The organism is Pseudomonas sp. 18.1.10 (assembly GCF_024655625.1).
Lineage (GTDB): Bacteria > Pseudomonadota > Gammaproteobacteria > Pseudomonadales > Pseudomonadaceae > Aquipseudomonas.
Map to the genome: position 1 here is coordinate 44,877 of NZ_JANLGL010000002.1, position 24,446 is coordinate 69,322.

20 protein-coding genes and 1 pseudogene are annotated in these 24,446 nt (G+C 55.1%); 7 read left to right on the forward strand and 14 right to left on the reverse strand.

Features of this window, described 5'->3' with window-relative positions:
- Positions 1–98 precede the first annotated feature (98 nt).
- Positions 99–479: a hypothetical protein gene (locus tag NUV89_RS00585; protein WP_257779888.1), complete on the reverse strand. Its 381-nt coding sequence runs from the start codon at positions 477–479 to the stop codon at positions 99–101.
- A gap of 381 nt (positions 480–860) precedes the next feature.
- On the opposite strand from NUV89_RS00585, the gene NUV89_RS00590 reads away from it, so the two are divergent.
- The 4 genes and pseudogenes from NUV89_RS00590 to NUV89_RS00605 all read left to right on the forward strand — a co-directional run bounded on the left by NUV89_RS00590 (position 861) and on the right by NUV89_RS00605 (position 3,629).
- A complete protein-coding gene (locus NUV89_RS00590) occupies positions 861–1,190 on the forward strand; it encodes a hypothetical protein (protein ID WP_257779889.1) in 330 nt (109 codons plus the stop codon).
- A gap of 35 nt (positions 1,191–1,225) precedes the next feature.
- Positions 1,226–2,011: pseudogene (locus NUV89_RS00595) on the forward strand (5-oxoprolinase subunit PxpA).
- A complete protein-coding gene (gene pxpB, locus NUV89_RS00600; RefSeq protein ID WP_257779890.1) occupies positions 2,008–2,712 on the forward strand; it encodes a 5-oxoprolinase subunit PxpB in 705 nt (234 codons plus the stop codon). Before NUV89_RS00595 ends, pxpB begins: the two are co-directional and overlap by 4 nt.
- Entirely contained in the window at positions 2,709–3,629 is a 921-nt protein-coding gene (locus NUV89_RS00605; RefSeq protein WP_257779891.1) for a biotin-dependent carboxyltransferase family protein, read from the forward strand. Before pxpB ends, NUV89_RS00605 begins: the two co-directional genes overlap by 4 nt.
- Positions 3,630–3,661: 32 nt before the next feature.
- Here the strand turns inward: NUV89_RS00605 and NUV89_RS00610 are convergent, their stop codons facing one another.
- The gene (locus tag NUV89_RS00610; RefSeq protein ID WP_257779892.1) at positions 3,662–4,600 is read right to left on the reverse strand and encodes a LysR family transcriptional regulator; all 939 of its coding nucleotides are present in this window, start codon (positions 4,598–4,600) and stop codon (positions 3,662–3,664) included.
- An 83-nt stretch (positions 4,601–4,683) separates the two neighbouring features.
- Between NUV89_RS00610 and NUV89_RS00615 the strand changes: the two genes are divergently transcribed.
- Complete coding sequence (locus NUV89_RS00615) at positions 4,684–5,607, forward strand: carbon-nitrogen hydrolase family protein (RefSeq protein ID WP_257779893.1); 924 nt, start codon at positions 4,684–4,686, stop codon at positions 5,605–5,607.
- A 250-nt stretch (positions 5,608–5,857) separates the two neighbouring features.
- Here the strand turns inward: NUV89_RS00615 and NUV89_RS00620 are convergent, their stop codons facing one another.
- Entirely contained in the window at positions 5,858–6,619 is a 762-nt protein-coding gene (locus tag NUV89_RS00620) for an SDR family NAD(P)-dependent oxidoreductase (RefSeq protein WP_257779894.1), read from the reverse strand.
- Between the two features lie 322 nt (positions 6,620–6,941).
- Between NUV89_RS00620 and NUV89_RS00625 the strand changes: the two genes are divergently transcribed.
- A complete protein-coding gene (locus tag NUV89_RS00625; RefSeq protein WP_257779895.1) occupies positions 6,942–8,480 on the forward strand; it encodes an RNA-directed DNA polymerase in 1,539 nt (512 codons plus the stop codon).
- A gap of 131 nt (positions 8,481–8,611) precedes the next feature.
- On the opposite strand, the gene NUV89_RS00630 is transcribed toward NUV89_RS00625, so the two are convergent.
- The 8 genes from NUV89_RS00630 to NUV89_RS00665 all read right to left on the reverse strand — a co-directional run bounded on the left by NUV89_RS00630 (position 8,612) and on the right by NUV89_RS00665 (position 17,137).
- Complete coding sequence (locus NUV89_RS00630) at positions 8,612–9,649, reverse strand: hypothetical protein (protein WP_257779896.1); 1,038 nt, start codon at positions 9,647–9,649, stop codon at positions 8,612–8,614.
- A gap of 271 nt (positions 9,650–9,920) precedes the next feature.
- Positions 9,921–11,285: an SEC-C metal-binding domain-containing protein gene (locus NUV89_RS00635; RefSeq protein WP_257779897.1), complete on the reverse strand. Its 1,365-nt coding sequence runs from the start codon at positions 11,283–11,285 to the stop codon at positions 9,921–9,923.
- 384 nt (positions 11,286–11,669) lie between these two features.
- Positions 11,670–12,971: a hypothetical protein gene (locus tag NUV89_RS00640; protein WP_257779898.1), complete on the reverse strand. Its 1,302-nt coding sequence runs from the start codon at positions 12,969–12,971 to the stop codon at positions 11,670–11,672.
- 163 nt (positions 12,972–13,134) lie between these two features.
- A complete protein-coding gene (locus NUV89_RS00645) occupies positions 13,135–14,172 on the reverse strand; it encodes an OST-HTH/LOTUS domain-containing protein (RefSeq protein WP_257779899.1) in 1,038 nt (345 codons plus the stop codon).
- Positions 14,173–14,444: 272 nt separating this feature from the next.
- Complete coding sequence (locus NUV89_RS00650) at positions 14,445–14,942, reverse strand: hypothetical protein (protein ID WP_257779900.1); 498 nt, start codon at positions 14,940–14,942, stop codon at positions 14,445–14,447.
- Positions 14,943–15,350: 408 nt separating this feature from the next.
- Entirely contained in the window at positions 15,351–15,755 is a 405-nt protein-coding gene (locus tag NUV89_RS00655) for a hypothetical protein (RefSeq protein WP_257779901.1), read from the reverse strand.
- Positions 15,756–16,067: 312 nt separating this feature from the next.
- The gene (locus NUV89_RS00660; RefSeq protein ID WP_257779902.1) at positions 16,068–16,403 is read right to left on the reverse strand and encodes a hypothetical protein; all 336 of its coding nucleotides are present in this window, start codon (positions 16,401–16,403) and stop codon (positions 16,068–16,070) included.
- A complete protein-coding gene (locus NUV89_RS00665) occupies positions 16,403–17,137 on the reverse strand; it encodes a metallophosphoesterase (protein ID WP_257779903.1) in 735 nt (244 codons plus the stop codon). Before NUV89_RS00665 ends, NUV89_RS00660 begins: the two co-directional genes overlap by 1 nt.
- A gap of 1,340 nt (positions 17,138–18,477) precedes the next feature.
- Here NUV89_RS00665 and NUV89_RS00670 point away from each other — a divergent pair.
- Positions 18,478–18,945, forward strand: coding sequence for a transcriptional regulator (locus NUV89_RS00670; RefSeq protein ID WP_122677844.1), 468 nt, complete (start codon positions 18,478–18,480; stop codon positions 18,943–18,945).
- Positions 18,946–19,234: 289 nt separating this feature from the next.
- Here NUV89_RS00670 and NUV89_RS00675 read toward each other — a convergent pair whose 3' ends face one another.
- From NUV89_RS00675 to NUV89_RS00685, 3 genes are all read right to left on the reverse strand, one after another.
- The gene (locus NUV89_RS00675) at positions 19,235–19,618 is read right to left on the reverse strand and encodes a histone-like nucleoid-structuring protein, MvaT/MvaU family (RefSeq protein ID WP_163032302.1); all 384 of its coding nucleotides are present in this window, start codon (positions 19,616–19,618) and stop codon (positions 19,235–19,237) included.
- Positions 19,619–20,910: 1,292 nt separating this feature from the next.
- The gene (locus tag NUV89_RS00680; RefSeq protein ID WP_257779904.1) at positions 20,911–23,574 is read right to left on the reverse strand and encodes a TniQ family protein; all 2,664 of its coding nucleotides are present in this window, start codon (positions 23,572–23,574) and stop codon (positions 20,911–20,913) included.
- 8 nt (positions 23,575–23,582) lie between these two features.
- Positions 23,583–24,446, reverse strand: coding sequence for a TniB family NTP-binding protein (locus NUV89_RS00685; protein ID WP_257779905.1), 864 nt, complete (start codon positions 24,444–24,446; stop codon positions 23,583–23,585).

The following is a 24,446-nucleotide window of genomic DNA, read 5'->3' on the forward strand; positions in this document are numbered from 1 at the left end:
TCTCAGCGGGCCGCAACTTGAAGGTTGCTTATCGCCACTACTGTCGCCGGCGTACGTTCCAGGGCTGTGGGCAGCCAAGGCTCGATCTTGACGTCGCGCTATAGCTGATCGGCTAAGGCTTGCCGAACTTTTTCAGAGTGCTGCATCCGTAGCTTGGTCGCTGTAACCGTCTGGGTGGTTGTTGTGACCTCGACTCTCAAGGCATACCTACCTGCATAATTTCGCGCTGAGAAGACACGATCGACGTGGGCTGCAAACTGTTGCGCCAGCGCAACGTCCTCCAGGTAAAGGGTGTTGAACGTCAGCCGACCTGTAGGCGATACGTACAAGCCCGTGACGATGTCCTCGTCGTCATAGTGGGGATTTTTGAGATTCGCGGGCATGAGCCAATGCGCGAGGTCAACCAGGATGGTCGCGTACTCCACGGTGCGTTTATTTGGAAAATCGCCCTGAGAGCGAAGCCTTCCGTGCTGCGTCATTATCTTGCTCCTTGCTGACATATGGCCGATTTCAAGGCTCCGTTAGGCGGAGCAACTTGCATTATCACAAATATTGAACCAGCCTCAACGTCGGCATTTTAACGGTGATTTTTGAAGCGCATGGCCCACTGGCGTTGTGTGCGCGCATTTCGGAAGGCCTATGGTTCCGATGGAAAGCGACGCTCAGCGGTTGTTGAGTGTATTGGCAGCGGCCACAAAACTTGACCCCACGCTAACCTGCGAGCGAACCGCCCTGCTCCGTCAGGGAAGCGCAATTCTGTGGTGGGCCAACCCAGGCCAACCTGCGTTGAGCATTTCGACACTCAATCGCTACCTCAGCCTTCCAATCGAAAAGTGGATCGCCGCCTTGCACGGGAAATGATGAGCAAGGTGTCGCTGGTGGAGGATCCGGTGATGACCGCCGAATTCCTCACCTCAGGGCGTAACGTCAATCGCATCCCTGCCCTTGTGACCATCGAGCTCGTGAATGGCTCGACACATAGAGCGCTGTGTACCACTCCCGCAGGAACGCCTGGCCCAAACACTTCGGACTACGAGCAGCTGATGTTCGCGCGTAAGCATCGCACGTTACTCAGCACCCGCTTTGAGTTACAGGCCATAAACAGAATCATCGAAGCCATCCAGCATCTTCCTACAGCCCCTGACCTACAGGAATTGACGGACGCGCTGATGGACATTAACGAATCTTGATTTTCACCAGCATCGCCGCTGCAAGGTACTTCCAGATGAATAAAGACGCACAGGACAAACAGCTCACCTCCTCCACATTGCTGCTGAACTGCGATATCGGCGAAAGCTTTGGTGCCTGGGTTATGGGGATGGATGCGCAAGTCATGCCGTTCATTGACTGCGCAAACATAGCGTGTGGTTTCCATGCCGGAGACCCATCTGTCATGCGCAAAACAGTTGGTCTCGCGTTGAGGCACGGTGTGACGATCGGCGCGCATCCGGCTTACCCCGATCTGAATGGCTTTGGTAGGCGGTCAATGAAATGCTCCCCCGAGGAGATCCGCGACTTGCTCCATTACCAGATCGGCGCCCTGGATGGTATTTGCCGCGCACAAGGTGGCCGTGTCGAATACGTGAAGCCCCACGGAGCCCTGTACAACGACATGATGGCCAACCCAGAAATACTGAGGGCAGTACTGTCTGCGGTTAAGGAGTACGACGCGGATGTAGCGGTCATGATCCTCTCCACAGTCGACAACGAACTGTCTCAGTCCATCGCGAATGAGTATGGCGTTAGGCTCATGTTCGAAGCGTTTGCTGATCGGGCCTATACATCTAAGGGTTAGTTAGTGCCGAGGTCGATCCAGGGTTCCACCTACCATGAGGTGGCTCAAATCATCGAGCAGGCAACGCGGATCGGGTCGGGGAAGCCCATCAAGTCCCACGACGGTAGCGAGATAGGGATCGTGGCCGATACCTTATGCGTGCATGGCGACAACCAGAGCTCGATCGACGCTATCCAGCTCATACGAGCAGCGCTCTCTCAGGCGGGTCGACCATGAAGTACAACGTAGAAGTCGTAGCCATCGACTGTTTGATGGTACGTCTGTTTGACCTCATCGACGAAGCCAACATGCCTTGGATTCTCGCAGCGCAGACGCGCCTCAGCGCTGCCTTCTCGAATGGTCTCGTGGATATTGTGCCCTCGTACACCACCATCATGATCCACTTCGATCTGGCCCTGGTTAACCCCCTTCAGGCCAAACAAGTCATACGAAGCGCATTGAGTGACCTGGCACCAGCTGCATCAACGACGGGTCGTCACCATCCAGTTCCGGTTTGGTACGACCGCACCGTGGGCCCAGAACTTGAGCTGCTCGCCAAACAAATTAACAGATCGGTAGAAGAAGTCATCGAGCTTCACTCCCAGCAGCACTATCACGTCTTCGCGTTAGGATTTGCCCCGGGGTTCGCGTTCATGGGCATGGTGCCTGAGGTACTGGCGACTGCAAGACTGAGCACCCCTCGAAAAAGGGTCATGCCTGGAAGTGTCGGCATAGCCGAGCGGCAAACAGCCGTCTATCCAGCCGAGTCCCCTGGAGGCTGGAACATTCTAGGGCGTACACCCACCACATTATTCGACCCTGCCATCGAGGGGTATAGCCTTTTCCAGCCAGGTGACACCGTTCAATTTGTTCCGATTGATCGGGCCGAATTCCTGCGACTTGGCGGAGATGCGACACCCTTGGAGGCCCTGTCATGAACCAGCTGATCGTTGAAAAGAGCACCCCATTCTGCACGTTTCAGGATCAAGGTCGCTTTGGCGTTCGCCACCTAGGCGTCACGCAGGGCGGAGCTGCTGACTGGGTCTCGATGTCGTGGGCCAACTGGCTGTTGGGCAACGAGCTTAACGCAACGGTGATCGAAGTCGCCATGGGCGGGTTTTGTTTAAAAAGCTCACAAAGATGCCAGTTAGCAATCGCCGGCGCCGATCTCAACGCGACTATCAACGGGGTCAAGGTCGAGGCCAACACCTCGTTTGAAATCAAAGAAAATGAGACCCTGACCCTTTCTCACCCTCTGTCTGGCCAGCGAGCCTACATCGCCGTACCCGGAGGCTTTGATGTCCCCCAGACGCTGGGCAGTAGCTCGACTGTAGCGCGAGAGCGATTGGGAGGAAGCCTGGGAGACGGGGGAGCGATCAGAGCAGCCGATATTCTCCAGTTTTCGACCAGGTCGGAGATCTCGCGCGTTGTGAATCCACAATTGCTCCTCCCCCCTTCCTTGAATCTCCCGCTGGACGTGGTCATCGGAGCACAGCTAGGGCAGTTCAGTGGTCAGGCAACCTTCGACTTTTTCAATAGCGACTGGGAAGTTGACACGCGTGCTGATCGGATGGGCATTCGCTTACTAGGGCCAGCATTGGATTACTGCGGACAGGCGCTGGTGTCAGAAGGCATCCCACTCGGAGCGATCCAGGTACCGCCAGATGGTCAGCCAATCATCCTGATGAATGACCGCCAAACGATCGGTGGCTATCCCCGCATTGGGGCGCTGACGCCGATATCAGTTGCGCGCCTTTCGCAGATGAGTACGGGGAGCAAGCTGCGTTTCAAGGCGGTAACTCAGGAGCATGCGGCCGCCGAACATCAGCGATTTGTTGAGTCAAGGTGGGTATAAGTCGAGCGTCGCCACCGGGGCGTTGCTGATTCCTATACTCCGATGTCGAGGTCTCCCGCTGGCAGTCCCCTGACGGCTTGGGTGACCAGCTCCTTTACCAGTTGGATCGCCTGATCTCGGACGCTGTCCGCGCGCCAGCTAAGCTCGACCGAATAGCTAGGAAGTTTGATCGGGCAGTCCACCGAGACGAGTCGAGTGGTTCTGGAAAGGGCATGCGCGGCATGCCTTGGGAGCGTTGCGACGCAGCTACTCTCTGAGATCAAATGAGGTAACGCTGCAAAATGAGTCGTGGAGGCTTCAATCCGCCTCCTCAATGATTTTGCAGCGAGAGCCTCATCTACCAGGCCCACGAAACCACCGGAGGATACGAGGATGTGGCCTCTTTCCAGGTAATCACTCAGCTCAATTATACGGTCTGAATCCCTGTCTCGCCCCGCCACAACGCATGCATATCCCCCTGTGCCGATGACCCGGCGGCCCAGGGTTCTGGACGCCACTGACCCGGACGTCAGGGCGATATCGATGCTACGGCTCATCAGGGCATCACTGCTCAGCATGCTGTGTGTTTGCTTGAAAATGAGCCTCAGCCCTGCAGCGACAGAATTCACGGAATCAATGAGCGAGCGCCCAATGGCCATCTCGTAGTCATCTGATAGACCCAATGTGACAGTCCGGCCATTAAAGGATCCGCTACTGGAATTCACGACCTGAAGGCTCTGCCTGCATTTCTCCAGCGCCATCGCTATCAGGGGCCGCAACTCTTCAGTTTTGGGAGTTGGGCGCAACCCCCGCCCCGTCCGTTCAAACAGATGATCGCCGTAGACGACTCTCAAGCGTCCGAGCGCTGCGCTAACGGCCGATTGTGTAATTCCAAGCCGTATGGCTGCACGCCCGGCACCCCCCTCCTCATACAGCGCTTCAAAGACCTTGAAGAGGTTGAGGTCAAGCGATTCGATATTAATTTCATTCATAACAGATGCATCAATCTGTGAGTTGATTGATATTAGTGCCTAGGGCCACCATGGTGCAAATCATCCGTATACGAGGCCACGTCATGACCGTTTCTTCCGTTGCTGCGCTTCAGATAGGTTCACACCCAGAAGGGAAAGCCAAAACTCTTGAGGAAATCCTCTCCTACGAGAAGGCCATTGTTGATGCGGGTGTTTCGTTGGTGGTCATGCCAGAAGCAATCCTGGGTGGATACCCCAAGGGCGAGACCTTTGGCACCTACCTTGGGTATCGCTTGCCGGAAGGGCGCGAAGCGTTCGAACGATACTTCAACAACGCTATTGATGTTCCCGGCCCGGAAACCGTGGAGCTGGAGGGTTTGGCCCAAAGAACCGGAGCAAATCTGGTCGTGGGCGTTATCGAGAGAGCCGGCAGTTCAATGTTCTGCACTGCGCTCTTCTTCTCGCCGGAAGATGGTCTCATCGGGAAACATCGCAAGCTGATGCCGACCGGGACGGAGCGGCTGATCTGGAGCCAGGGTGATGGCTCTACCCTCCCCGTGTTCCCGACGTCTGTTGGAAAGATCGGAGCCGCGATCTGCTGGGAAAACCATATGCCGTTGCTGCGCACAGCCATGTACGCCAAAGGTGTTGAGGTCTGGTGCGCCCCAACGGTGGATGAGCGTGATGTTTGGCAAGCATCCATGCGGCACATCGCTCATGAGGGTCGGTGCTTCTTGGTAAGCGCCTGCCAAATTCAACCCTCTCCAAGCGAATTGGGCATCAATGTCCCTAGCTGGGAAGAGAATCGCCCGCTCATCCAAGGCAATAGCATCATCGTGGGGCCTATGGGCGAAGTGCTCGCAGGCCCGATGCGCAATGAACGCGGCCTCCTGGTGGCCCAGATTGATACCGCAGAATTGGTCAAGGCTCGATACGACTTCGATGTGGTAGGCCACTACGCTCGACCTGATGTCTTTTCGCTCAGCGTCGACGAGCGCGTCAAGAAGTCGGTGACATTCGTTAACTGAGGCCTTCAGTAGGCCTGCCTGACAGATATCACCAGCCCTAAAGGGGCGGTGATCGAGCTCGTAGTTGCTCCTGCTGCCCCTTACTGGGCAGCAGGACGGCGTCCCCCTCCCCCCCGCCAATCGCGCTGCTAGCTGGTTTGGTTTTCATATTCCCGAGTGAGGCTCAGATCAACACGGCACAGACCTTGGGGTAGTCGACGAGCCAGGGTGACTCGTCCCGGTGCCGACCCTATACCGGAGCACGCTAGAGCTAGGTCAGATTCAAGCCGCCGTCTGACAGGAGTATCTCGCCGGTTAAGTAGTCCGACTCGACCAGCATTACGACAGCTTTTGCGATGTCGTCTGGGCTAGCGGCCCTGCGCATAGGAGCGCGCGTTCGCCACAACTCTTGGGCCTCTGCCCACTCTGCGGTCAGGGGCGTGTCGACCAAGCCAGGCGCCACAGCGTTGACGCGAATGTCTGGCCCAAGCGATGCCGCGAGCAAGCGGGTCATGTGATTAAGCGCAGCTTTGCTTACCGCATAGGGAATCGAGGCGCCCTTAGGACGGACACCGGCATGCGAACTGATATTTACGACGGAACCTGCTCGGCGGAGACGGGCGGCATCGCGCAATGCCGACTCGGCCAAATCGACAAGGTGAAACGGCGCCACGACATTAACCTCATTAAGTTCGTGCCACACCTGCGAACTGGCAGAGGCAAGGTCGCCGTGCGGTATGACTCTGCTAATACCAGCATTATTGACCAATACGTCGAGCTGCCCCCAGGCGGCGATAGCCTCGTTAACAAGCCTGACCCTGTCAGCTTCGATAGCAAGATCCGCTTGCACGTAAATAGCCTGATTCATTTCGGCAGCCATAGCGCGACCCGTATCCGCAGAATTTCGGGAATGGAGCACCACTGCATAGCCTGCCAGGCTGAGTACACGTGCAATGGCTGCGCCGATGCCGGAAGTCGATCCCGTAACCAACGCGACGCGTAACTCGTTATCGAATGTCGGATTGGATGTCATATGGATTTCTCGAATGGGTTGCTAGAGAACCATACCGTAGCACCAAGCAGGCAACGTCGGCGTCAGACAGTCACGATTGGCAGGTATCCATTTGCGAACTCAGTTTGGCTCATGTTCTGTGGCCCGAAACTACGCTTGTGATGGAGACTTGTGGCTGTGGGCAGATCAGCTGTTTGCACCAAGACTACGGGAATGTGGGCAAATCCAGCGCCTCGCATGGCTAGTTCGGTCATACACCTGGCCGGATGGGTGACCACTGGCGAAATCCCGAATATGCTCGGTAGAGGGTCACCTCCTCCCAGCGAAACTCAAGGTCAATAAAATGCTGCTCACGGAAGATGCGCTTGAATTCGCCCGCCGGCACATCGGTGCCTACTACGACACCGACTTCTTCCCGAAGCCCTTCGAGTTTCTGGCTGTCTGGCACTGTTGGGATGAGGTCAAAGCCTACCTGCTGGCAACGCCTCTGAAAGATGTTTTGAGCAGTCAGCCCCGCGTCTTGCCGTGGCACAAGGCCCGGGGAGGCTGCCGAGTCGTCCATCAACTCGAGCCACTCGACGCGTTGATCTACACCGCCCTGGTTTCCCTGGTGGCCGAAAAGGTCGAGCGGGCGCGCATGGGGCCGGAGGTGTCCTGCGCCTACCGTATCGAGGTCAGTTCCAACAGTTTCTTCTCTCGGGGTTCGGGCTTTGACACCTATCGTGAAAACTGTGAGCGGCTCGCCAGCCAACATAGCTATGTGCTGTCCACGGACATCAGCGATTTTTACAACCAGATTTACCTGCACCGCATCCGCAATGGACTGGAGGAAATCGGCGCCGGCCCTGCCTTGGCTAAGGAAATCGAGTCGTTCCTGATGCGGCTCAATATCAAGTCCTCCCAAGGTCTGCCTGTTGGCCCTGCGGCCTCGATCATCCTGGCTGAAGCGGCGTTGATAGACGTCGATCAGTTCATTGCACACAGGGGACTGGAGCATGTTCGTTACGTGGATGATTACCGGATATTCAGCGACGACGAGGCTGAGCTGAAGGCCATCCTGGAAGACCTGGTGGTGTACCTGCACCAGCAGCACAGGCTTGGCTTGGTCTCAGAAAAGACCAAGATTCAGGACTCTTCGACCTTCCTCCATGTGGAGCTAAGAAACGCCTACCAGCTGGAAAAGCTCGACCTGATGCGCAGCATTGAGGCCGGCAATCAGTACGGTGAGTACCATGACGAAGAGGCAGAACAAGATGGGGATGAGGGCGAGGATCAGGATGACGACGATGGCTCCAGCCTTGGGGAACGCCTCTCTGAAGCCCTCATGCGCGTCAAAGAATCAGGTGCGATCGACCTGGGTGTGATGCGAGCCATCATCAGACGAGCCAAGAATGCCCGGGACTATACGATTGCCCCTCTCCTGACTGAAGATCTCGAGTTCTACCTGCCGGTGATCAATGACGTAGCGCTCTATCTCGATGCCTTATCTCCTGCTGATCATTTTGTGCTGGCGCCAGCTCTTACCTATGCATGTCGTCAGGGTCATCTGGAGAGCCAAAGCGCGAAGGTTTGGATGGGCTGGTACCTTGCAAGGCATGTGAGGGCGAACACGCCAGTGTTGAAGCAGTACGTCCAACGGTGCGGCACCGCCATCGCAACTGCTGCCGAGCTTTCCAGAGGAAACCGTGCGTGGTCAAAGGAGGCAAAGCAGCGGGTATCGGGTACAGCTTCGTGGGATCGTCGGGCCCTGATCCTGGCGCTCAGAGGGCTGTCTGACGATGAGCGCAAGGTGAGCCTGCAGTTGCTGAAGAACAGCGTGTCCTTGACCAAGCTTGATGGCTGGGTCTGCAAATGGGTGCAGGACGGAGCACCGGGGTTCTGAGATTCGGCAATCGCTTCGGCCTTGATGGTGATGTTCAACGCGACATCACCATAGGCACTGAGTCAAGGAACGGTTGATGGCAGGCAAGTCAGCTTGGCGTCAACCACGTCCTAGTCCGGATTACGAGGCCCTCAGGTTTCGGCTTGCACCGTTTCCTCATCTGACTCGAGCTTTCTGGGTTTACCCGATTGGAAGAGGTAACGCCCTTTGGCCAGCAATACCTTACCCACGAAATGCAGGATTGCCAGGCTCTGCAGATCGCGCTCGGGGGCGTCACCCTCCATCCGGTACTGCACCAGATCGTTGTTGTAGAAATGCAAGGTTTTGGCGAAGGCCTGCGCCATCGAATCTGGTTTGGTTGAACGAGGATTCTTGTACAACAGCGAAAATGACTCGCCAAACCACCAATGAGCGGTCAATTTGTCCTTCTTCTCCACTGCCTTATGACGGTGGTAAAGGTTGGTCAGGACGACCATGTCGACGTTGGAGTACTCATCCGTTGGGGCGTAGGATTGATCGGTGAACAGCCCTTGGGAGCCGGTCAGATATCCCTCCCATTGCATGATGTCGAGCGGATCATCGCAGCCAACGACCAGTACGTTGTACTCACCCTCACGTGACGCATCCGGGAACTTGCCATGGGCGTCCATCAGATAGTCTTTCAGCTTATTGTCCATGTGCAGGCCCTTTAGGAGCTGATTACCACCGCTCGCAAAGACTTCCTGCAACATGGTGGCTGCGTCGCCATAGTCATCCATCCGCCCCACCGCTCGCATGATGAAGGCGCCGCTCTCGTCAATTTTCTGCTTTGCGGTGTAGTCGGCGCACTTCACTTCGACGTTGAACTTGTACCCTTCACTCTTGAAGGAGCAATCCACGTCCCGCGGCGGCATTACCTTGTCTTCGTACACAAACCCTTCTGGGAAGAAGCGCGCGTAGTGGGTGCAAACTGTGAGCGCAACCGCAGCCTGCAGATACTGCTTTTCGGAAGGTTTGGGATCTTCTAGCCGGAGTTTTTTTAGCACCAGGGCTTCAAAAGCCGACTTGCTAAGAAATGGCCCGATGCACCTCAAGGCCTCCACGACGCCTTGGCGATACTCGTTCGGCGGGATGTAGGGATTGCAGACCGTCACTGATAATGGCTCCCGATCCTCTGGTGTTTTTTGCATGTATCACGTGTCCTGATATTGAGTGGTTCGTGTTGCCCAGCCCTTCCCCGGCTGGAGCTATGGGCAGATCGGTGGAATCAAGCTCGCGCGGTCATCATTTCGAAGCCCTGCAGCTCTACCGAAGGGGGCCAGGGAAGGTGTTTGGCACGACCTACCTGGCGTTCACATCCGTCGTTGTGAAAGCACGTGACCTCCACGGGGACTGCTCTCTGCAGTCGTCTCGATGGCAAAACACGGCGTAATTGCGGCAGCACCTAGGGGGCGCCATAACTCAAACACCATGGCATTTTTTGTACTTTTTCCCCGACGAACATGGACACGGATCGTTACGACCAATATCCAACGACTTGTACTGTTCACGTTCCGCATTCAGATCCGCCAACATACTGAGCCCAATCATCTGGAAGTGCTTCTGGAAGCTATCGTCGACGACCAAGTTGAGATACACACTTGCTCTCCTGATCCCCTGCTGCGCTGCGGCAGTCAGCAGTTGGCGCGCTCGTTTTTTATCCTGATCAATGAGCTCCCCTTCGTTAAGCACCACCCCGAGCTGAAACTTACAGTCAGCATCGTCTCGCGATACACCCTGTTCAAGGATTGCCACAGCACGCTCAGGGGAATAGCAGGGAGACTCTTGTGCGCTGTAGAGAAAAAAGAGACCAAGGTAGGCTTTCGACTGCTCTGACGTCGCGGCAAAGGTCAGCATTTCTTCAGCTTGGCCAAACTGCCCGATGTGCCGTAGATGGTCACCGTAGTAGACGCTCGCTTGTGGATGTTGACGCGTGGCGGCTTCCTTGAGCGCGTTCGTTGCGAGCCGCTCCATGTCCGTGGCCGGCTCGGTGGTGTAGGCCAGACTCCCGAAGCGATAAAGGGCCTCTGTATCTGCACGCTGTATCCACAACGCCTCTGAGCCACCGTGGACTTGAATGTACGCCATGGACAATACGTCCAAACGTGCGCTGATCTCACATGCGCACCGATACATCTCAACAGCCATGGTTTTGAGAGCTGTTGCGTGTTCTGCGCTGACTCGAGTGGAAATCAGACCACCACGGGCGCAAGCGCTTAGCCATTCAGCTTCGAGGACGAGCCCGGCTTGCATCTTTGCGTCAAAGGAATCCTCACTCGCAATGGCCTTGCCTATTACTTGCCCAGGTACGAGATCAGGTACCTCGGCAGGGACGATTGTCAGCTTGGGCGCGTTGCCGATCAGCAGCCCGTGAAATTCGTAGAGCGCCGACATGAAGAGCTCTCGAGCCTTTCTAGCTTGCTCAATGTCGCCCGTTTGCGATGAGGGTTGCTCATTCTCCTGCAGCGGTGCCAGCGCCTGAGGTGACGCATGCACGGCCTGGTTCCCCCACAAACGAATGCTGTGACAATCGCGTTTGGTGGCGTGGCTTATCAGCTGGCATTCGTGGAGGTGGTTGATACGCCAGCAAAGGTCTTGGTTCCCGAAAGGCAGGCTTAGCTTGTCGCCCACCAGTGAGACCATTAGCTCAAGAAGCTTTCGAAACGTGGTCAACGCGTAATCTGGGTAAAGCGTCAGAACTTCGAGCGCAGTGCGGTAGGTACCGCTGCTTTGCGCGGAAATCTTTGCCATCACTTCGAGGTCTGTGATGTGTTTGGTTACATCCATGTCAAACTCCTTGGCAGCACGCGAGCAGCGCCAGGCTGCCCGTTAACCAGCAATCAACAGCGGGATTAGTGGAGGGATTCAAGCGGGTCAAAAGCACCATTCTCCTGTTGCCGGTGCGCGATTACGTAAACCCCATCCATCGTAATGACCAACTCGTACTCCTCAACCCAAGCTCTATCCTGAACAGGAGACGTACTGATCGCTACCCCGTCAGGTAGGCCTTGATCCTCACCGCAGAACAGCAAGCCGGTCACACCAATTCGCTGCTCCCTGGCACACAGCAAATACCCTGTGATCCCCTCTGGGGATACAGCCGATCGCGCCCGCTCGATGGCCTTCGGTAATCTATAAATCCGCAAGTTGCCCACTGCTGCGGTCATCGGTTTATTGTCCATCACCACCGGCAAGCCGTACCCCCTTATCAAGCAGTTCAGCTAGCACCACTTCGCGCGATAGACCGGATTCTCCGCCCAGCCTGACCAGTGCTGCAGCAGCCCTCGCTGCAAGCCTTCTGGCTTGTATACGTTGGTTGGTCGAGATCTTCTCCAGACCTCCGCGGCCATGAATAAACGCGCTTCTGAGTTCAAACAGCTCTTCATAGACTTCTGCTGCACCTGGATCATCCAGGGCTGCAGCCAAGCGAAGCGCTACCCTTTTGGTAGGCCCCTTATCAACGTGGTTTCCACGCTCTCTGCGTCTGTAGTCCGCCTGGAGTCCAAGGGCTGCCTCCACGACGGTGAGGTGAGCCATGAACTCATCGATACCGTTCGCCAAAAATGCACGCACCAGGAAATGAATCACCGGTGTGTCGAACAGGCTGGTGTCGGAGGCATATCTGAACTCCGACCAGTGCTCTTGGTTTCGACTCAACAATTGTTCACTCGCCTCATCTGTAAGCGTCAGCACCACAGGGCCCTCTGTTTCTTCGACCTCGCCCCATTCGTCGTGGCGAAACTTAGGCTCCCACGAGAGGGAGTCGGGGTTACGAGGCTCTGAGGGCGCAACAAACAAGTCATCATCGAGCTGGTAAATCCACGGAATCCGAAAGCCCCGCCAGTCCACCTCAGTCATGGATGACCAGTCCTCCCAAGGAGCCAAGAGCAGGAAGAACAAAGCATGCTCGACCGCCGGAGGGAAACGGCTTTCATGGGGATCGATCTCGCCTAGATCACGACTCATCATCATCGAAAAACCCGGGGTCGAGCGGCCCCCCACGCTCTCCGCTACCGGGACGTCCTCCTCCACCACCAGCCAGTGAAATTGTGAGAAGCGGCTTGAGTCGAATGAAAGGTTTGGGTAGTACCTGGTGAGCCGTGGCTTATCGAACAACTCATCCAATTGCGCCGCCGTGAAGTAACCGGTTCTCGCGTCACCAAAATTTAACGTCGGAATGTCTTCGGCCAGATCAAGGGGGCAAATGTATCTGCGCCGCGTGGTCGTTCGGGTGAAGGCCGCGTCCAGCAACGTGTAGGCCTGTTTCGAATTGAAGGAGATGGTCTGAGAGCCACCTGAGGATAGACAAGGGAGCCCTAGAGATTTGAGAGCATGATCCAGCGCAAAGGTAAGTCCAAACGTGACCCTGCCCTCTTGATACCTTGCGGCGCATGCCTTTTGTAGCTCGTCGAATTCAGGTGCTTTCCAAAGCCCTCCCACTCGCGTTGTGCCTACGGCCCAGATGGCGTCCATAGCCTCGCTAACTCTAGTATCCACATCCATGTTCAAATCATTGTCCCCATCTGTGCCGGGCAGCGCCTCCGCGGCTTGGCTTCCAAATCGACTCACGGGCAATTACGCATGGTTATGTCGCACCAGACCTCGGTCGCACATGAGAGTCAGTTGGGATCTTAACTCAATCGGGGATCCGCTTTGTCGTCCGCACTGCAGCCTCTGGTTCAACACATTTCCTGCTTGGCGCAACGACTTCGAGGGCCCCGCGATACCAGACGACTGCAGGCTCACGTCCTGCTCGGTCTATCCGTGTCTCGAATTGCTTTGACTCGTGGAGGATCTGTCGCCAACTGCTATAGCCATACCGTTTCGGAGTTTGTTCCGGGTAGCAAATGCCGATCCAGCGAATGGCACAACCCAGGTGAGTCCAACCGCCCTCGGCAAACTTCGCCTCAGCCTCTTTCAAGCAGGCGTATATGCCGTGATCTGAGCCATCCACCGATCCATGGATCGAGCCGGCATCGAATATCGCCTCAGCGGCTGGGCTTTGGAGCCACAAGGCCAAGGTCTCTTGAGCCTCATTCATGCCCTTGGCCCAGTCACGTAGGTTCAGGTAGTGCTGGTGAATGGTCTTATAGCTTTCCTCTAAGAACTCATCCGCTGTCGAGCAGCCATCCACTGACCAGAGATCGAACCGATCAATAAAGTGATGAACCAGCTGATTGCGCAGACCTACCAGCTCCCGCAGGGCAACCTTCGTCATCTCGTAGTTTTCAGATGGCATCTGAAGCTCGTGCCGATAGCTGAACCAGGTCTGGTCGTCTGTTTCGACTTGCGTTGACTGCGGTCGATCACCAACCGTAGGCGAGGTCATATAGGTATCAGTCAGCATCCCCATCAGTGTGCCTAGGGTCTTCTGCTGGACAGCATTCGCCATCTTCTCTCGGATAGCTTCCAGTTGATCTATCGGGCCATTCAACTCGTGACGGGAGACTATGGCTTTCAGTAGCTTTTCGTACTGCTGCAATTGCAGGAGGCAGCGCCCAAGTTTGCGCTGCACGATCCTTTGAAGGCGGGACAAAGCATCTGAAGGGGAAGCGGCGTCATCCATGAATAGCGACTCGATCATCAGCAGTAACCAAAGGGATACCCTTCGGTCAGGGGTTGGGCTCAGATGATATTCCACCATTTCCTCTATCGCTTGGCGGTCTTGGATCATGGTGGATCGCTGTATCCAGATTTGCGTCTCTCGAGGAATACGTTTGGCCAAGGATCCTTTGTCTCACGCGCCGGCTGAGCTCCTGCATTATCTCTGGCTTGATTTCGAGGCAGTGACCGAGGCGGTCAATAGAGTTGGGACAAGAACAGCAGCATGATTGTGACGGCAGCCTGAAACCCTTCAAATTGGATTCCGAGCGTACTGTTGAGCGACCTGGAGGTCAGGTTTGAAGTCGCATGTTTCGGCACTCGTGAGCGATGGCGCAGCGCACACTAGGGAGTAAGCATATGAGGTTCACCAATCTCTAAACCCAGTCCGAAGCGCGCGCCGATTGTCGCCGCGACCTCGCGATGTACCTCAGTGGATCGATGAAAATGGATTTCTGTTTGGTAGGCGGGCCATTGACCTGCCTGACGAATCAGATACACCAGCTCGGCCTCCACGGTTTCGATGTCAAGACAGTCCCCCTCGACAGCGTCGAGCTGACACCAGATATCCATCGTCGCCGCAGAAAAATGACGCCGCCAGGCATAGCCGTGGTACCCGTTTTTGCCGTTGGCCGCCCATCCGATCCGAAGACGATTGCTCATCGATTGCTTGGTGATTCCGACATAGACGGGGTGTGAATGCCCCTCGACGCTGATGACGTAGAGCTTCGGAAATCGAGATGTCGCCAGCCCGGAAAATCTTGATGTGTTCTCTGGGCACTTGATGGCAAACCTCACAGGATCAAATGTAAGCGCGTACCGCCCCAGGTAAATCATTTCCATAAAGGCTCCTCAAAGACCGAATGCAAGCAAATATGGCTATGACGCAGAGACCAATAAAGAGCTGGGCCGTGGTTTCAAACGCTTTTCCGTCTAACCCAGAGGAGCAAGCACAGCTCGTATCGGCTGCGTAGAAGGCACATCAATGTTCCAACCTGCGCCCATGCACCTGCGCGTGGATGCGAACGTGAATTCTCCACCTCAACGCCATGATTTCAGCGACACCAAACCGCTAGACCTGTCAGCCGAATTGCAGCAATCCACCTCACATCTTGTACAGCGCAACATTCCGCGATGAGGGCCGACGGCAAGCGGACACCCCTACTGCAACGATTGGTTAAATGGTCAGCCTGACCCAGCCATAAGGTTGGCGAGGCTGCAAGAAAAAGCTACATGACCCTCATCGGCGGCTCATGGTGCCCAAGATCTAGAGGGCACTGTGTTCAGAAGCTGGATCGAGACGGGCTTCCTGAAGCCCTGGCCCACGAGCACAAAGATCGTGTCACTGGTTTCAAAGATGCCCCGACCATCGTAGCTGGTCGCGTAGCCGGTCTTGATGCGCTCGTTGTTCTCATAATCTCCGGTGCTGTGAAGCAAGACGCTATGGGAGAACAAGACAATGGGTAACCGCCCTGAGGCACCCAACGACTCGGCATCCACATCAAGTACATCAATAATGACCCAAGCAACCGCAGCACAGTATGCTTTGCCCGTTTCTGCGACACGTGTCTTGATGAGTTCGGCTTCCGCTTCGGACGCCCCAGACAGCGGCTCGCCGTCGAGCGCGATGGCTTCCGCAATATGTAGCAGATGCATCAATCCTCCAATCCCTGTGGTACCTCGTGCTTATAGAGGTGTCCAAAATTCTGTTCCACGGCGCCGGCCGGCTGGATGAGCACATAGCAGCTACCCGTAAACGTATGGGCAAGCAAATACCCATGCTCCCTGGTCAGTTGCATGATGACTGAGGTCTGTATCAGACCACCCTCCGAGAAGCGCTCGCTCAAATCCCCATGGATCTCACCAACCAGGCACGCCCCATGAGGAAACGCTCGCCGTAGAAATCCGCTGATCCTAGATTTGAAGCGCAGCGATGCAGCTTGAGCAAGTTCGCTAGGAATCTCAATGCTAGATGTCTTCATGATGCCCTTCGGCGCCGAGCTCGCTCACAATCAGAAAGTGATGATCCCCGCGTGGAGTACGCATCAGCTTAAATCCCGACTGAGCTGTCACAAGTTCCAGCGGTGGGGTGGCAACGGTCATGCCGTCAAGGCTCGCCCCTGATTTGTCCCCATACACGATCGCTGCATATCGCTGCCCTACCCTTGCCGCATCGTACAGGTATGCATCAATGGTCACACCCCAATCCATGGCTTGCGCTCGGATGACGGCACCAGGAATCACCTGACTCAGACGCTCGACGGCTTCCTTCTCCGCGACACGCTTATGGGAAAAATTGGTCATCAAATCGAAATCTCAAAAAACGGGTCAAAGCCAGTCTGCTCGTTGGGATAACCCCGGGGATTGGAGACGACTCTGCAGCCTGCCAACTCGACGTCCACAGCTTGGTGGGTATGGCCAAAGACCCACAGATCCGCTTTCTCGATGAGGCTAGGCCAATCGTTGGTGTAAGCCGCGTTGAGGTGTCCATCATGCTTCGTCCCAACGACCACGGGCGATGGTGAGTGATGGGTTATGACGATCGTTTTGCCTGCAAAAGGCTGGGCAAGCTGCTCGGCCAGCCAGGCCTTGGCTGCATGATTGCGAGTGACCAAGTCATCGGGCCTCAGGCGTCGGTATCCCGCATCAGCGCGGATGTAGTTAAAGTCATTCATCCACTGCCAAGCCATCCTGCTCGCGGCCACTTGGTCGCCCGTTGAGGAAAAATCCGTCCACGCTGCAGTGCCCAAGATGCGGGTGCCATTGATGATGAGTGAATCATTTTCGAGAACATGCACGTGGCTTTCTGCGGCATCTCGCATTTTGCGCAGTGTCCTGTCGATATGGCCGTCGTAATACTCGTGATTGCCGCATACATAAGCGACCTTGCACTGGAATGCGTCATTTGCCCACTTCACGCCGCGGGCTTTTTTGTCGATGTCGCCAGCGAGGATGACCAAGTCGACGCTAGGATCGAGGGCCGGCGGGTCGAAGCAGTGAAATTCGTTATGCAAGTCTGAGTAAATTCGTAGCTTCATCAGTCGGTCACTTGGGAATTTGCTGTGTTTCAATGTGATTTACAGGTTGTACGGCTTTAGTGCTTCCACACCTGGTTGACCTTCGCACGGGCACCGTTATGAGCTGCTGGTTTCGAGTGCGTTTGATACTCCATGGGGCCATAACAGCTTCACCTGTGTGGATCCGTATGCCGGATGGCTAGTGGCGTACGCCAGAAAAGCGTGGGCTCAATCCATCCGGCGCCCATTCGCAAACGACATATGTACTGCCATTGCTCGTCTCGAAGACGTGATATCCGTGGTTCTCGAACTGTCGACGTAGGGTGGACGTCCTAATAGTCGCACCATCTCGAAAGCGCCCACGTTGTTCTTGGTAAACCACACCTACCAGGCAGTTGATTTCCTGATCCACCCTCGCACAGCACATGTATGCGGTGGCCGGAAATTCGAACCGCACACCCATAGCACGCTTGACGCTTGCGGGCGTTAAGGTCGGCTTGACCTCCGCGGCGGTCTGCAAGCTGTTCAAGGATTCATAGTCTGTAGGCATGGCAATTCACTCGATATGTCCAGGCGTGATGTCCTGTGTTGACGTCCTTCAATGCACTTCGAAAAAAGGCCTGATAGCACCGTTTTCGAAGTAATGGTGGGCCACCACGAACAATCCGCCCGTGTCCGCCTCTACCACCAGATAACCGTTGCGGTGAAACCGCCTCACTACTGGTGGTGTATGCGCTGGCAGACCTGGGGGTAAGAGACTCATGCAATTGCAGAAGATCAGCCCAGTCATCCGCGGCGGCCTATACAGCGCGCATAAGAGAAATCCCACCACGTCATCCTCAGGTATGGCCGCCTTCGCCCTTTGGATGACCGTCGGCAGCCTGTTGAAGGAGAGGTCTCTTATCGTCGACCCGAAGGTCTTGATCATGAATGCCGAAGGATCTGGGAATGCTGGGTTGTTCACTGGTGGTTCCTCACATCAATCCAGGCCTCTCGGCACGCGACCCCGTTCTGTTGCTGCTTACGAGAGGTCAGCACTACCGGCTTCACCCTCTCAGCCGCTCATCCAGTCTCGAGCCGCCTCTGCAGCTGTTCGCCAACTCCCGGACGTAACCTCTGCTGGCGTGGGCTCTGCAGCTCGCCTAGGGCTAGAGGATAAAAATCAGAATCGACGGTTTAGGGCTAAATTGATATCTGGTAGAGAGATGTCGCCCTGAGCTGCTGCCCTCACCCGCCTGCCTGAACCCACGCAGCGGTAGTTCGAGCCACGCGCTCACGCCGTAACTGTACGACTACTATATACGGTAGAGTGTTACGGCACAACATGGCTACATCCTCGGTTTTGAGGAATGCCTGTGTCGATGAAGGTACCTTTAGCCGCGATCCTTCGCGCGCTGCGAGCTCACAAAGGGTTGACCCAGGAGTCAATTCCCGAGGGGAGCAATCGTCAGTACCTGAGTCAGCTTGAGCACGGCAAGTCGAGCCCTACCTTGGACAAGCTGCAGGACTTGTCGGAAGCCTACGGGGCGTCTCCCCTGTTGCTGGTCGGCGCAGCCACCCTGATCCAGGAAGGCGTCACGGTCGAGGAGCTCATCGAGAAATTTGCCACGCAGATGCGGCTATTAGAATCCGATGGCATCCTCGACGCTGCCCGTGCAGAGGTGAATGGGAACGAGTTGCTCAGTCGTCCAGCCGGCCGTGTTATCGATAGGATGCTTAAGGCGTCGATCCAGGAATGCAAAGCTCAGGGGCTGACTCAAGCTCAAGCATCCCAGAGTCTTGGGGTGAATAAGATGACTGTGAGCCGTTACTGGCGCGATTCTGAGTGATCCTCTGGCGGGCCCTCCCCCGGCTTCTGCAACTGGGCGTCGCGCATAAGCCCGGCTTGACCGCAGATGATCTTATAAAGCCGAGTATGCCGGCCCTCTTCGCTAGAGAGGCTCGTGTTCAGGAGAACGTCGAAGGCAATGCAGGACGTTGTGTATAGCCACGGCGGTTTTGGCTATACACGCTCAAGGCTGCAAAAGATGGCTAAAGACCAGCAAATATCAACCTCCGAAGAGCTATCCCTATTAGTGATAAGACGAAGGGTGACTAGAGCAGACTCCAGCCAGTTCATCATAACTCTCTCCAAGTAGGCAGAACATCTGCTCCATATTGTGCCTTCCACTCTTTAAGGCGGCCATGGTTAGAGCCCCGAGTTTCCACGACTTCTCCGGTGTGCGGATTTCGATACCGGCGAAGCGGTTTTGTAGTTGAATTCGCAGCGGCCGCTAATTTCTCATCTGACAGAAGTGCTTCAAACAGATCTTGAACCAGTGAAGGCGCAGCAACCGACGCCGCCGGTCTCAACAACCTTAGAACATCTGTAGCACTAAAATTGTACCGAGCTTTTAAGGCCACAAATTCGTGATAAAACCGTGCATCCCTATCTAGAGAAGAGTCATTTTCGATTTTCTTGATCTTCCCCATGAGCGCCAAGTAATCCATGATCGCAGTCATCAGCAACCTCCCATAAAACGGGCACTGACTCGTTGATTATACTGAGTCACACAGATATACAGGGAACATAGGATATCTACGAAAACTGACAGGGTGTCATTGGTAGTAATGTACCTCATTTATTATCACCCGCGCTTGTGTCACTGTCCGAAGGGATGCGATCTATGAGGATTCTGATGTCATCAGCCCCGTGAGTCTCATGGGCCTCAACGAGCTCTACCAGCTCCACGACTTCTTGATCCGTGTAACCGTAGCGACGGATTAGCTGATCAAGCTCGGCACTGAACTCCCGATCCAGCTGATAGTTGACGTCGCTGGCCTCAAGCGCGTGCATTTCGCTGTCAATTCGTGCTAGCAAACTTTTAATCTGTAGGTGCCTTACAAATGTATGGGGTCGATTCATAGCTGCCTACCCGCGCGGACATGCCTTGAGTGTAGCGCATGAAATGCACGGCTTAAAGCCGATGCTAGCGTTTAGCATGCGCGTCGCAAAACAGAAAAACCTGTATAATCAATAAATTAACTTGTTGGAAGGGTAATTTGAGGAATTCATGACGCGACGGATGGAAGTTCCGTCATTCATTGGCAATCCCACAAATGATGATCGTAGAGCTCCTTCCGTATTTTTCGTTAGAAAACATAAGCTTATAGGTATTACACCACCAACCTGCAACAATCGTTTGAGCCGTTTTCGGATGTGAAAATGGCGCAATCATGAACGTGCCAGCCATGCGTGAATGGCATGTTGTCAATTTAGGCTAAAAGACGCTCAATGCGAGCGCCAAATTTAACATTTTGTGGAATCCCGCTTTCGCGACCTTTTTTGGATAGCGGCGCATAGCCGCGCTCCGCTGCCTGCGCCAAAGGCGAAGGCTCTATCTCGGAGGTTTCAGCACCCTTCCAAAACTCACATTTCCCATATATTGACAGCAGGGTCGTACATTCTTGGCTCACGAATGTGCACGATCTGCTCTGATTTTTGAGGAGAACGGGAGCGAATGGCGACCAGACCGACCCACACTGGGCGTCAATAGCCCTCCGAGCTTCGATGCCTCCGTGGGCGCAGCCAGGAGGGAGGGTCTCATCGCCTAACTCCCCACACCAGTCTCTCCATGCTGGTTGAGCGCTTGTTTGGTTAGGGATCTAGATTTCTTTTAAGCACTAGAGCTTACCCACGTAGTTATCGTGACCACCACCAGCGGATTCGCCTTGCTAGCCTGCCACCGTTGCGCTCCGAGGTTTTAGTATGCATCTAACTGACGTCCTATAGGCTGGTTCATGTTTCTGCATCATCAGTGATACTTTAGCAACCAAGCCAGGTGAGCGAGATCGTCAACTGGTAGGTTCTGAAGTGCGCTGTTCCAGATAGCATCGAGGTGATAGGGTTGGAAGCACCGTGTTAATGACTTAAGTTCTTCGCGAGTCATGGGAAAAGAACTGTCAGTGAATATCAAAGCTTGGCGAATTAAACACAGCTCTTCTTTGGAGACGAGATCAAATGCTAAACCAAGAAGCAAGTAAGCAATTGCTAATGACCGTGGCGGCGCCGACTCGATATTTTTAACCATCTGGGCAACAGATGGCTTGTCATACTCATGGGAATTTATCTTCGAACCTCGAGCAGCTTTCAGGAACCATCGAGCAGCACCGCCATCGCTGACCAGGTTGCCTTGGTAGAGGAATATGCCAAGCAAGAAGTACAGTGAGTACTTGGATGGCCGCAGCGACGAAGGAATCGCAGGCGCATATTCCACCCAAGTCTGAACCCGCAACACTATTCGACAAATCCTAGTTTCGACTGATGCAGTTTGGTATCCCGACCTCTCGCAAGAGACCAGGCCTACCCCATGATCGAAATGCCCTCGCGTTGTTTGTTGCATATAGGCCTGCCAGCCTCCAGTGAAATTGCTCAGGTGCCCCTTCTCCAACTGCTGGAGCAAGACTGGCTGGCGATGCGCGGCACAAAGAGCTGAACCTCGGTTACGCCATGCACGCCGCAATCCAGGAGCTCTCATCGCTGATACATCATCCTCTAGGCATTGTGCGCAGAATCGGCGGTTATCATGTTGAGATACTGAATTGCTCGGCAGGCGGAAGCGCTCCGTTAGATGGATGCCTGTCGGATCAGAGAACGCTTCCAGGAAGAAGTCGGATCTGTAGAGGTCATCGCACTCAAGATCCTTGGCATCTTGGCAATGCTCTTGGGATCGAGGATTGCCAAGCAACACATCAGGATTCCAACGGTTGTGTTCATCTGCACCGTCAACCTGCGCCGCGGCATTCTTGGGACTGGCGAACTGGCTGAAATTGTGAGGGGTAGCTCGCGCAAAAGGGATGGCCGAAGGCTGCAGCAGCGCGATGCACCAATCCATAAACCCATCATGAATGACCGTGACCGCGCTCGATGCCGCATTTCGTGATAACCATGAGCCCAAAGTTTCGTCATGGAGTGGCGTCAAGTAGCCTGAAAAAGCCCTGCGTTGCTTGCGACTGCCGCTCAGGAGCGGATCGATTGAAGCTGCGCACTTGTCACCCGGATAGCTTGAGCTGCCCGACACAGGACTCAGAGAGAAACCCTTTTCTGTAGCTCCTCCAGTAGCGAGAATCGACGCAACGACAGGCTCATCTGTGCGTGTGATCGAGAGGCCAAAGCTAAGCTCCAGCTGCACCTCTATCTGCCGATCCTCGGCCAACTCAAACGGCAGACGGATTTGCATGCCGCGTGGAGTACCAGATGCGTCGGCCTGGGACGGAAATAAGTCATCGCCCCCGGATTCGCTTCTAGGGCTGAAAAACGCTTCTGATCCTGCCGGTTGAGCAACCGTAGAGTCGCTCGAGTAACTGAGTTGATCGTCGATTAGGCTAACTGATGAAATGGCGGCTCCTGCTCCGCTGGTTTGTTGGGTTTGTTCAGTTACGTCTGCTCCATTTTTCTCCCGTACTACCTCCTGATGCCTTGCTCGTTTGGAGCTCGGAGGTGAACTCGGCGATGCGTCATTTGATTGCCGTGGGGAGGAGTCAAACGTGCGGTGGTTGGTGGAAGCACCAGTTGTCACTGAGGCCGCCATAAGCCCCCTGACCACCGTCACGGTGTTTCCGATCAAGCCCTTCGTGTGTGCGTGCAGGATGCCAACGTCGAGCCCGCCGCAGGTCAAAGGGCAAGGGTCTAGCGCTAGGAAGGACGACGCACCCAGGTGGGTCTGCTCAGCCGAGAGATCGAAAGCTGCTGCCACGGAGCCCGGCTTGGATTGTGGAACTGGCACCTCTTGTGGCCCGCTAGCTGGTAGCGGTACGTCCACCCATCCCTTGGCGGTGGCAGAAAGTAAGAATGGGTTGATACGGTTGCCGTGAGCGCCCAGCTGCACGACCGTCGCAATGTCACGGACGAAGCCCAAGTAGTGCTGGTCGCAAGGCATTGGCTCCAGATCGACGTACTCGACATCCATCTCCATTGCTTGCGCAACGTGCCCCACCTCAGTCAATGGATCTCTTAGGCCGCAAAGCACCACGCAGTGCCCGTAAGGTGGTTGGGTTAGTTGTTGGATGGAGCCATAAATATTGTGGACTTTCACCTGGTGCTTATGAAAGAAATCGTGAGCATCTTCGCAGATAACGGCCTGATATCGTCGCAGGTGGATCGCTGCTTCGTAATGCAGCCTTACTTTCCGGCCTGAGATCATATCAACACTGGAGCTGGGTAACCCCAGCGACTTCAAGACGTGAGCAGTAAAAACAAAGTCTGCGTTAAAGGGCGCTCGGGGGACAAAGACAGATCGGATGTTTTTGCGTAACAGTATGGAGTGGAGACGTGAAGCGAAAGCGCTAGCCCCCGCTCCAGCCTCTCCTCTGACGACAATCAGCTTGCCGTGGGTATCCCCTCCATAGTGCCCGATCGACTCAACTACGCTTTCAAGCGGCGCTTGATTTGCAGAGCTCCCAATCCAGCGCCGCCCCATGTTGAAGGCTACTCCAGGAAAGCTGGAAGGCGGGCCTCAAAACAGGCATCCAGCAACGCTTCGTCGATGCATTCATGTCCGGTCTCGATAGCCAGCTTGGCAGAGGTGATCAAGACCCAAACGATATCGCGGGTGCTACCACGACAGTTCGACACCAGGCTTTGTTGGATCTCGACGGTATCCAGAGTTGATGGCTTGCGCAACGGCATGAACCGCACGAACGCCTTCAGGAAACGAGACAAGTCCTCCCCAGCTGCCTCCCACTGAGGGATTTCCCACACGCCGAAACGCGATCGCAGTTGAGGATCAATGCCCAAGAAGACCTTCAATTCATCGGTACCCGCGACCACTAAGCTGACCCCAAAGTCACGATTCGCCATCGCACGCAGGTATGTGTAATTGGGCTGGATCAGCATGTTTTTCACACCTGCGAGAGCATTGCCTTCATCGAGAATGCAGATAGCCAACTTCATCTCTTTGATACGCTCGGAAATGCGATTGATGCCGGACGCGGTACAAAGGGATTTCACCGACTGCGTGAATCCCAAATGGCTGAGGAAAACCTGCTGCAAGTCGATGTGCCGGCCGTATTCAGACAGATCGATGGTGAGAATCGATGTGGCGTCTGGGGTATTGAACCGTGTTGCAGCATGCTCAATCATTTTTGTCTTTCCGATACCACTGATGCCTATGAGCCCCATACAGGATCGGCTGCCAATCCGTGTAGCGTGGATCATTCGCTCGATCCCCGTGATGAATGTTTGACTAGTGTTAGTCTTGATCCAGAGCGGGTTATCGCAATACATGATGCGCTCAGGGCCATCGAGCATTGCTACCTGCTGAACCTTCTGAGCGAGATGTGGAAAGTCCAT

Excerpts from the sequence above, each read along its gene's own strand:
- NUV89_RS00585 (WP_257779888.1), bottom strand. The coding sequence starts at position 479 with ATGACGCAGCACGGAAGGCTTCGCTCTCAGGGCGATTTTCCAAATAAA.
- NUV89_RS00590 (WP_257779889.1), top strand. The coding sequence starts at position 861 with ATGAGCAAGGTGTCGCTGGTGGAGGATCCGGTGATGACCGCCGAATTC.
- pxpB (WP_257779890.1), top strand. The coding sequence starts at position 2,008 with ATGAAGTACAACGTAGAAGTCGTAGCCATCGACTGTTTGATGGTACGT.
- NUV89_RS00605 (WP_257779891.1), top strand. The coding sequence starts at position 2,709 with ATGAACCAGCTGATCGTTGAAAAGAGCACCCCATTCTGCACGTTTCAG.
- NUV89_RS00610 (WP_257779892.1), bottom strand. The coding sequence starts at position 4,600 with ATGAATGAAATTAATATCGAATCGCTTGACCTCAACCTCTTCAAGGTC.
- NUV89_RS00615 (WP_257779893.1), top strand. The coding sequence starts at position 4,684 with ATGACCGTTTCTTCCGTTGCTGCGCTTCAGATAGGTTCACACCCAGAA.
- NUV89_RS00620 (WP_257779894.1), bottom strand. The coding sequence starts at position 6,619 with ATGACATCCAATCCGACATTCGATAACGAGTTACGCGTCGCGTTGGTT.
- NUV89_RS00625 (WP_257779895.1), top strand. The coding sequence starts at position 6,942 with ATGCTGCTCACGGAAGATGCGCTTGAATTCGCCCGCCGGCACATCGGT.
- NUV89_RS00630 (WP_257779896.1), bottom strand. The coding sequence starts at position 9,649 with ATGCAAAAAACACCAGAGGATCGGGAGCCATTATCAGTGACGGTCTGC.
- NUV89_RS00635 (WP_257779897.1), bottom strand. The coding sequence starts at position 11,285 with ATGGATGTAACCAAACACATCACAGACCTCGAAGTGATGGCAAAGATT.
- NUV89_RS00640 (WP_257779898.1), bottom strand. The coding sequence starts at position 12,971 with ATGGACGCCATCTGGGCCGTAGGCACAACGCGAGTGGGAGGGCTTTGG.
- NUV89_RS00645 (WP_257779899.1), bottom strand. The coding sequence starts at position 14,172 with ATGATCCAAGACCGCCAAGCGATAGAGGAAATGGTGGAATATCATCTG.
- NUV89_RS00650 (WP_257779900.1), bottom strand. The coding sequence starts at position 14,942 with ATGGAAATGATTTACCTGGGGCGGTACGCGCTTACATTTGATCCTGTG.
- NUV89_RS00655 (WP_257779901.1), bottom strand. The coding sequence starts at position 15,755 with ATGCATCTGCTACATATTGCGGAAGCCATCGCGCTCGACGGCGAGCCG.
- NUV89_RS00660 (WP_257779902.1), bottom strand. The coding sequence starts at position 16,403 with ATGACCAATTTTTCCCATAAGCGTGTCGCGGAGAAGGAAGCCGTCGAG.
- NUV89_RS00665 (WP_257779903.1), bottom strand. The coding sequence starts at position 17,137 with ATGAAGCTACGAATTTACTCAGACTTGCATAACGAATTTCACTGCTTC.
- NUV89_RS00670 (WP_122677844.1), top strand. The coding sequence starts at position 18,478 with ATGAAGGTACCTTTAGCCGCGATCCTTCGCGCGCTGCGAGCTCACAAA.
- NUV89_RS00675 (WP_163032302.1), bottom strand. The coding sequence starts at position 19,618 with ATGACTGCGATCATGGATTACTTGGCGCTCATGGGGAAGATCAAGAAA.
- NUV89_RS00680 (WP_257779904.1), bottom strand. The coding sequence starts at position 23,574 with ATGGGGCGGCGCTGGATTGGGAGCTCTGCAAATCAAGCGCCGCTTGAA.
- NUV89_RS00685 (WP_257779905.1), bottom strand. The coding sequence starts at position 24,446 with ATGGACTTTCCACATCTCGCTCAGAAGGTTCAGCAGGTAGCAATGCTC.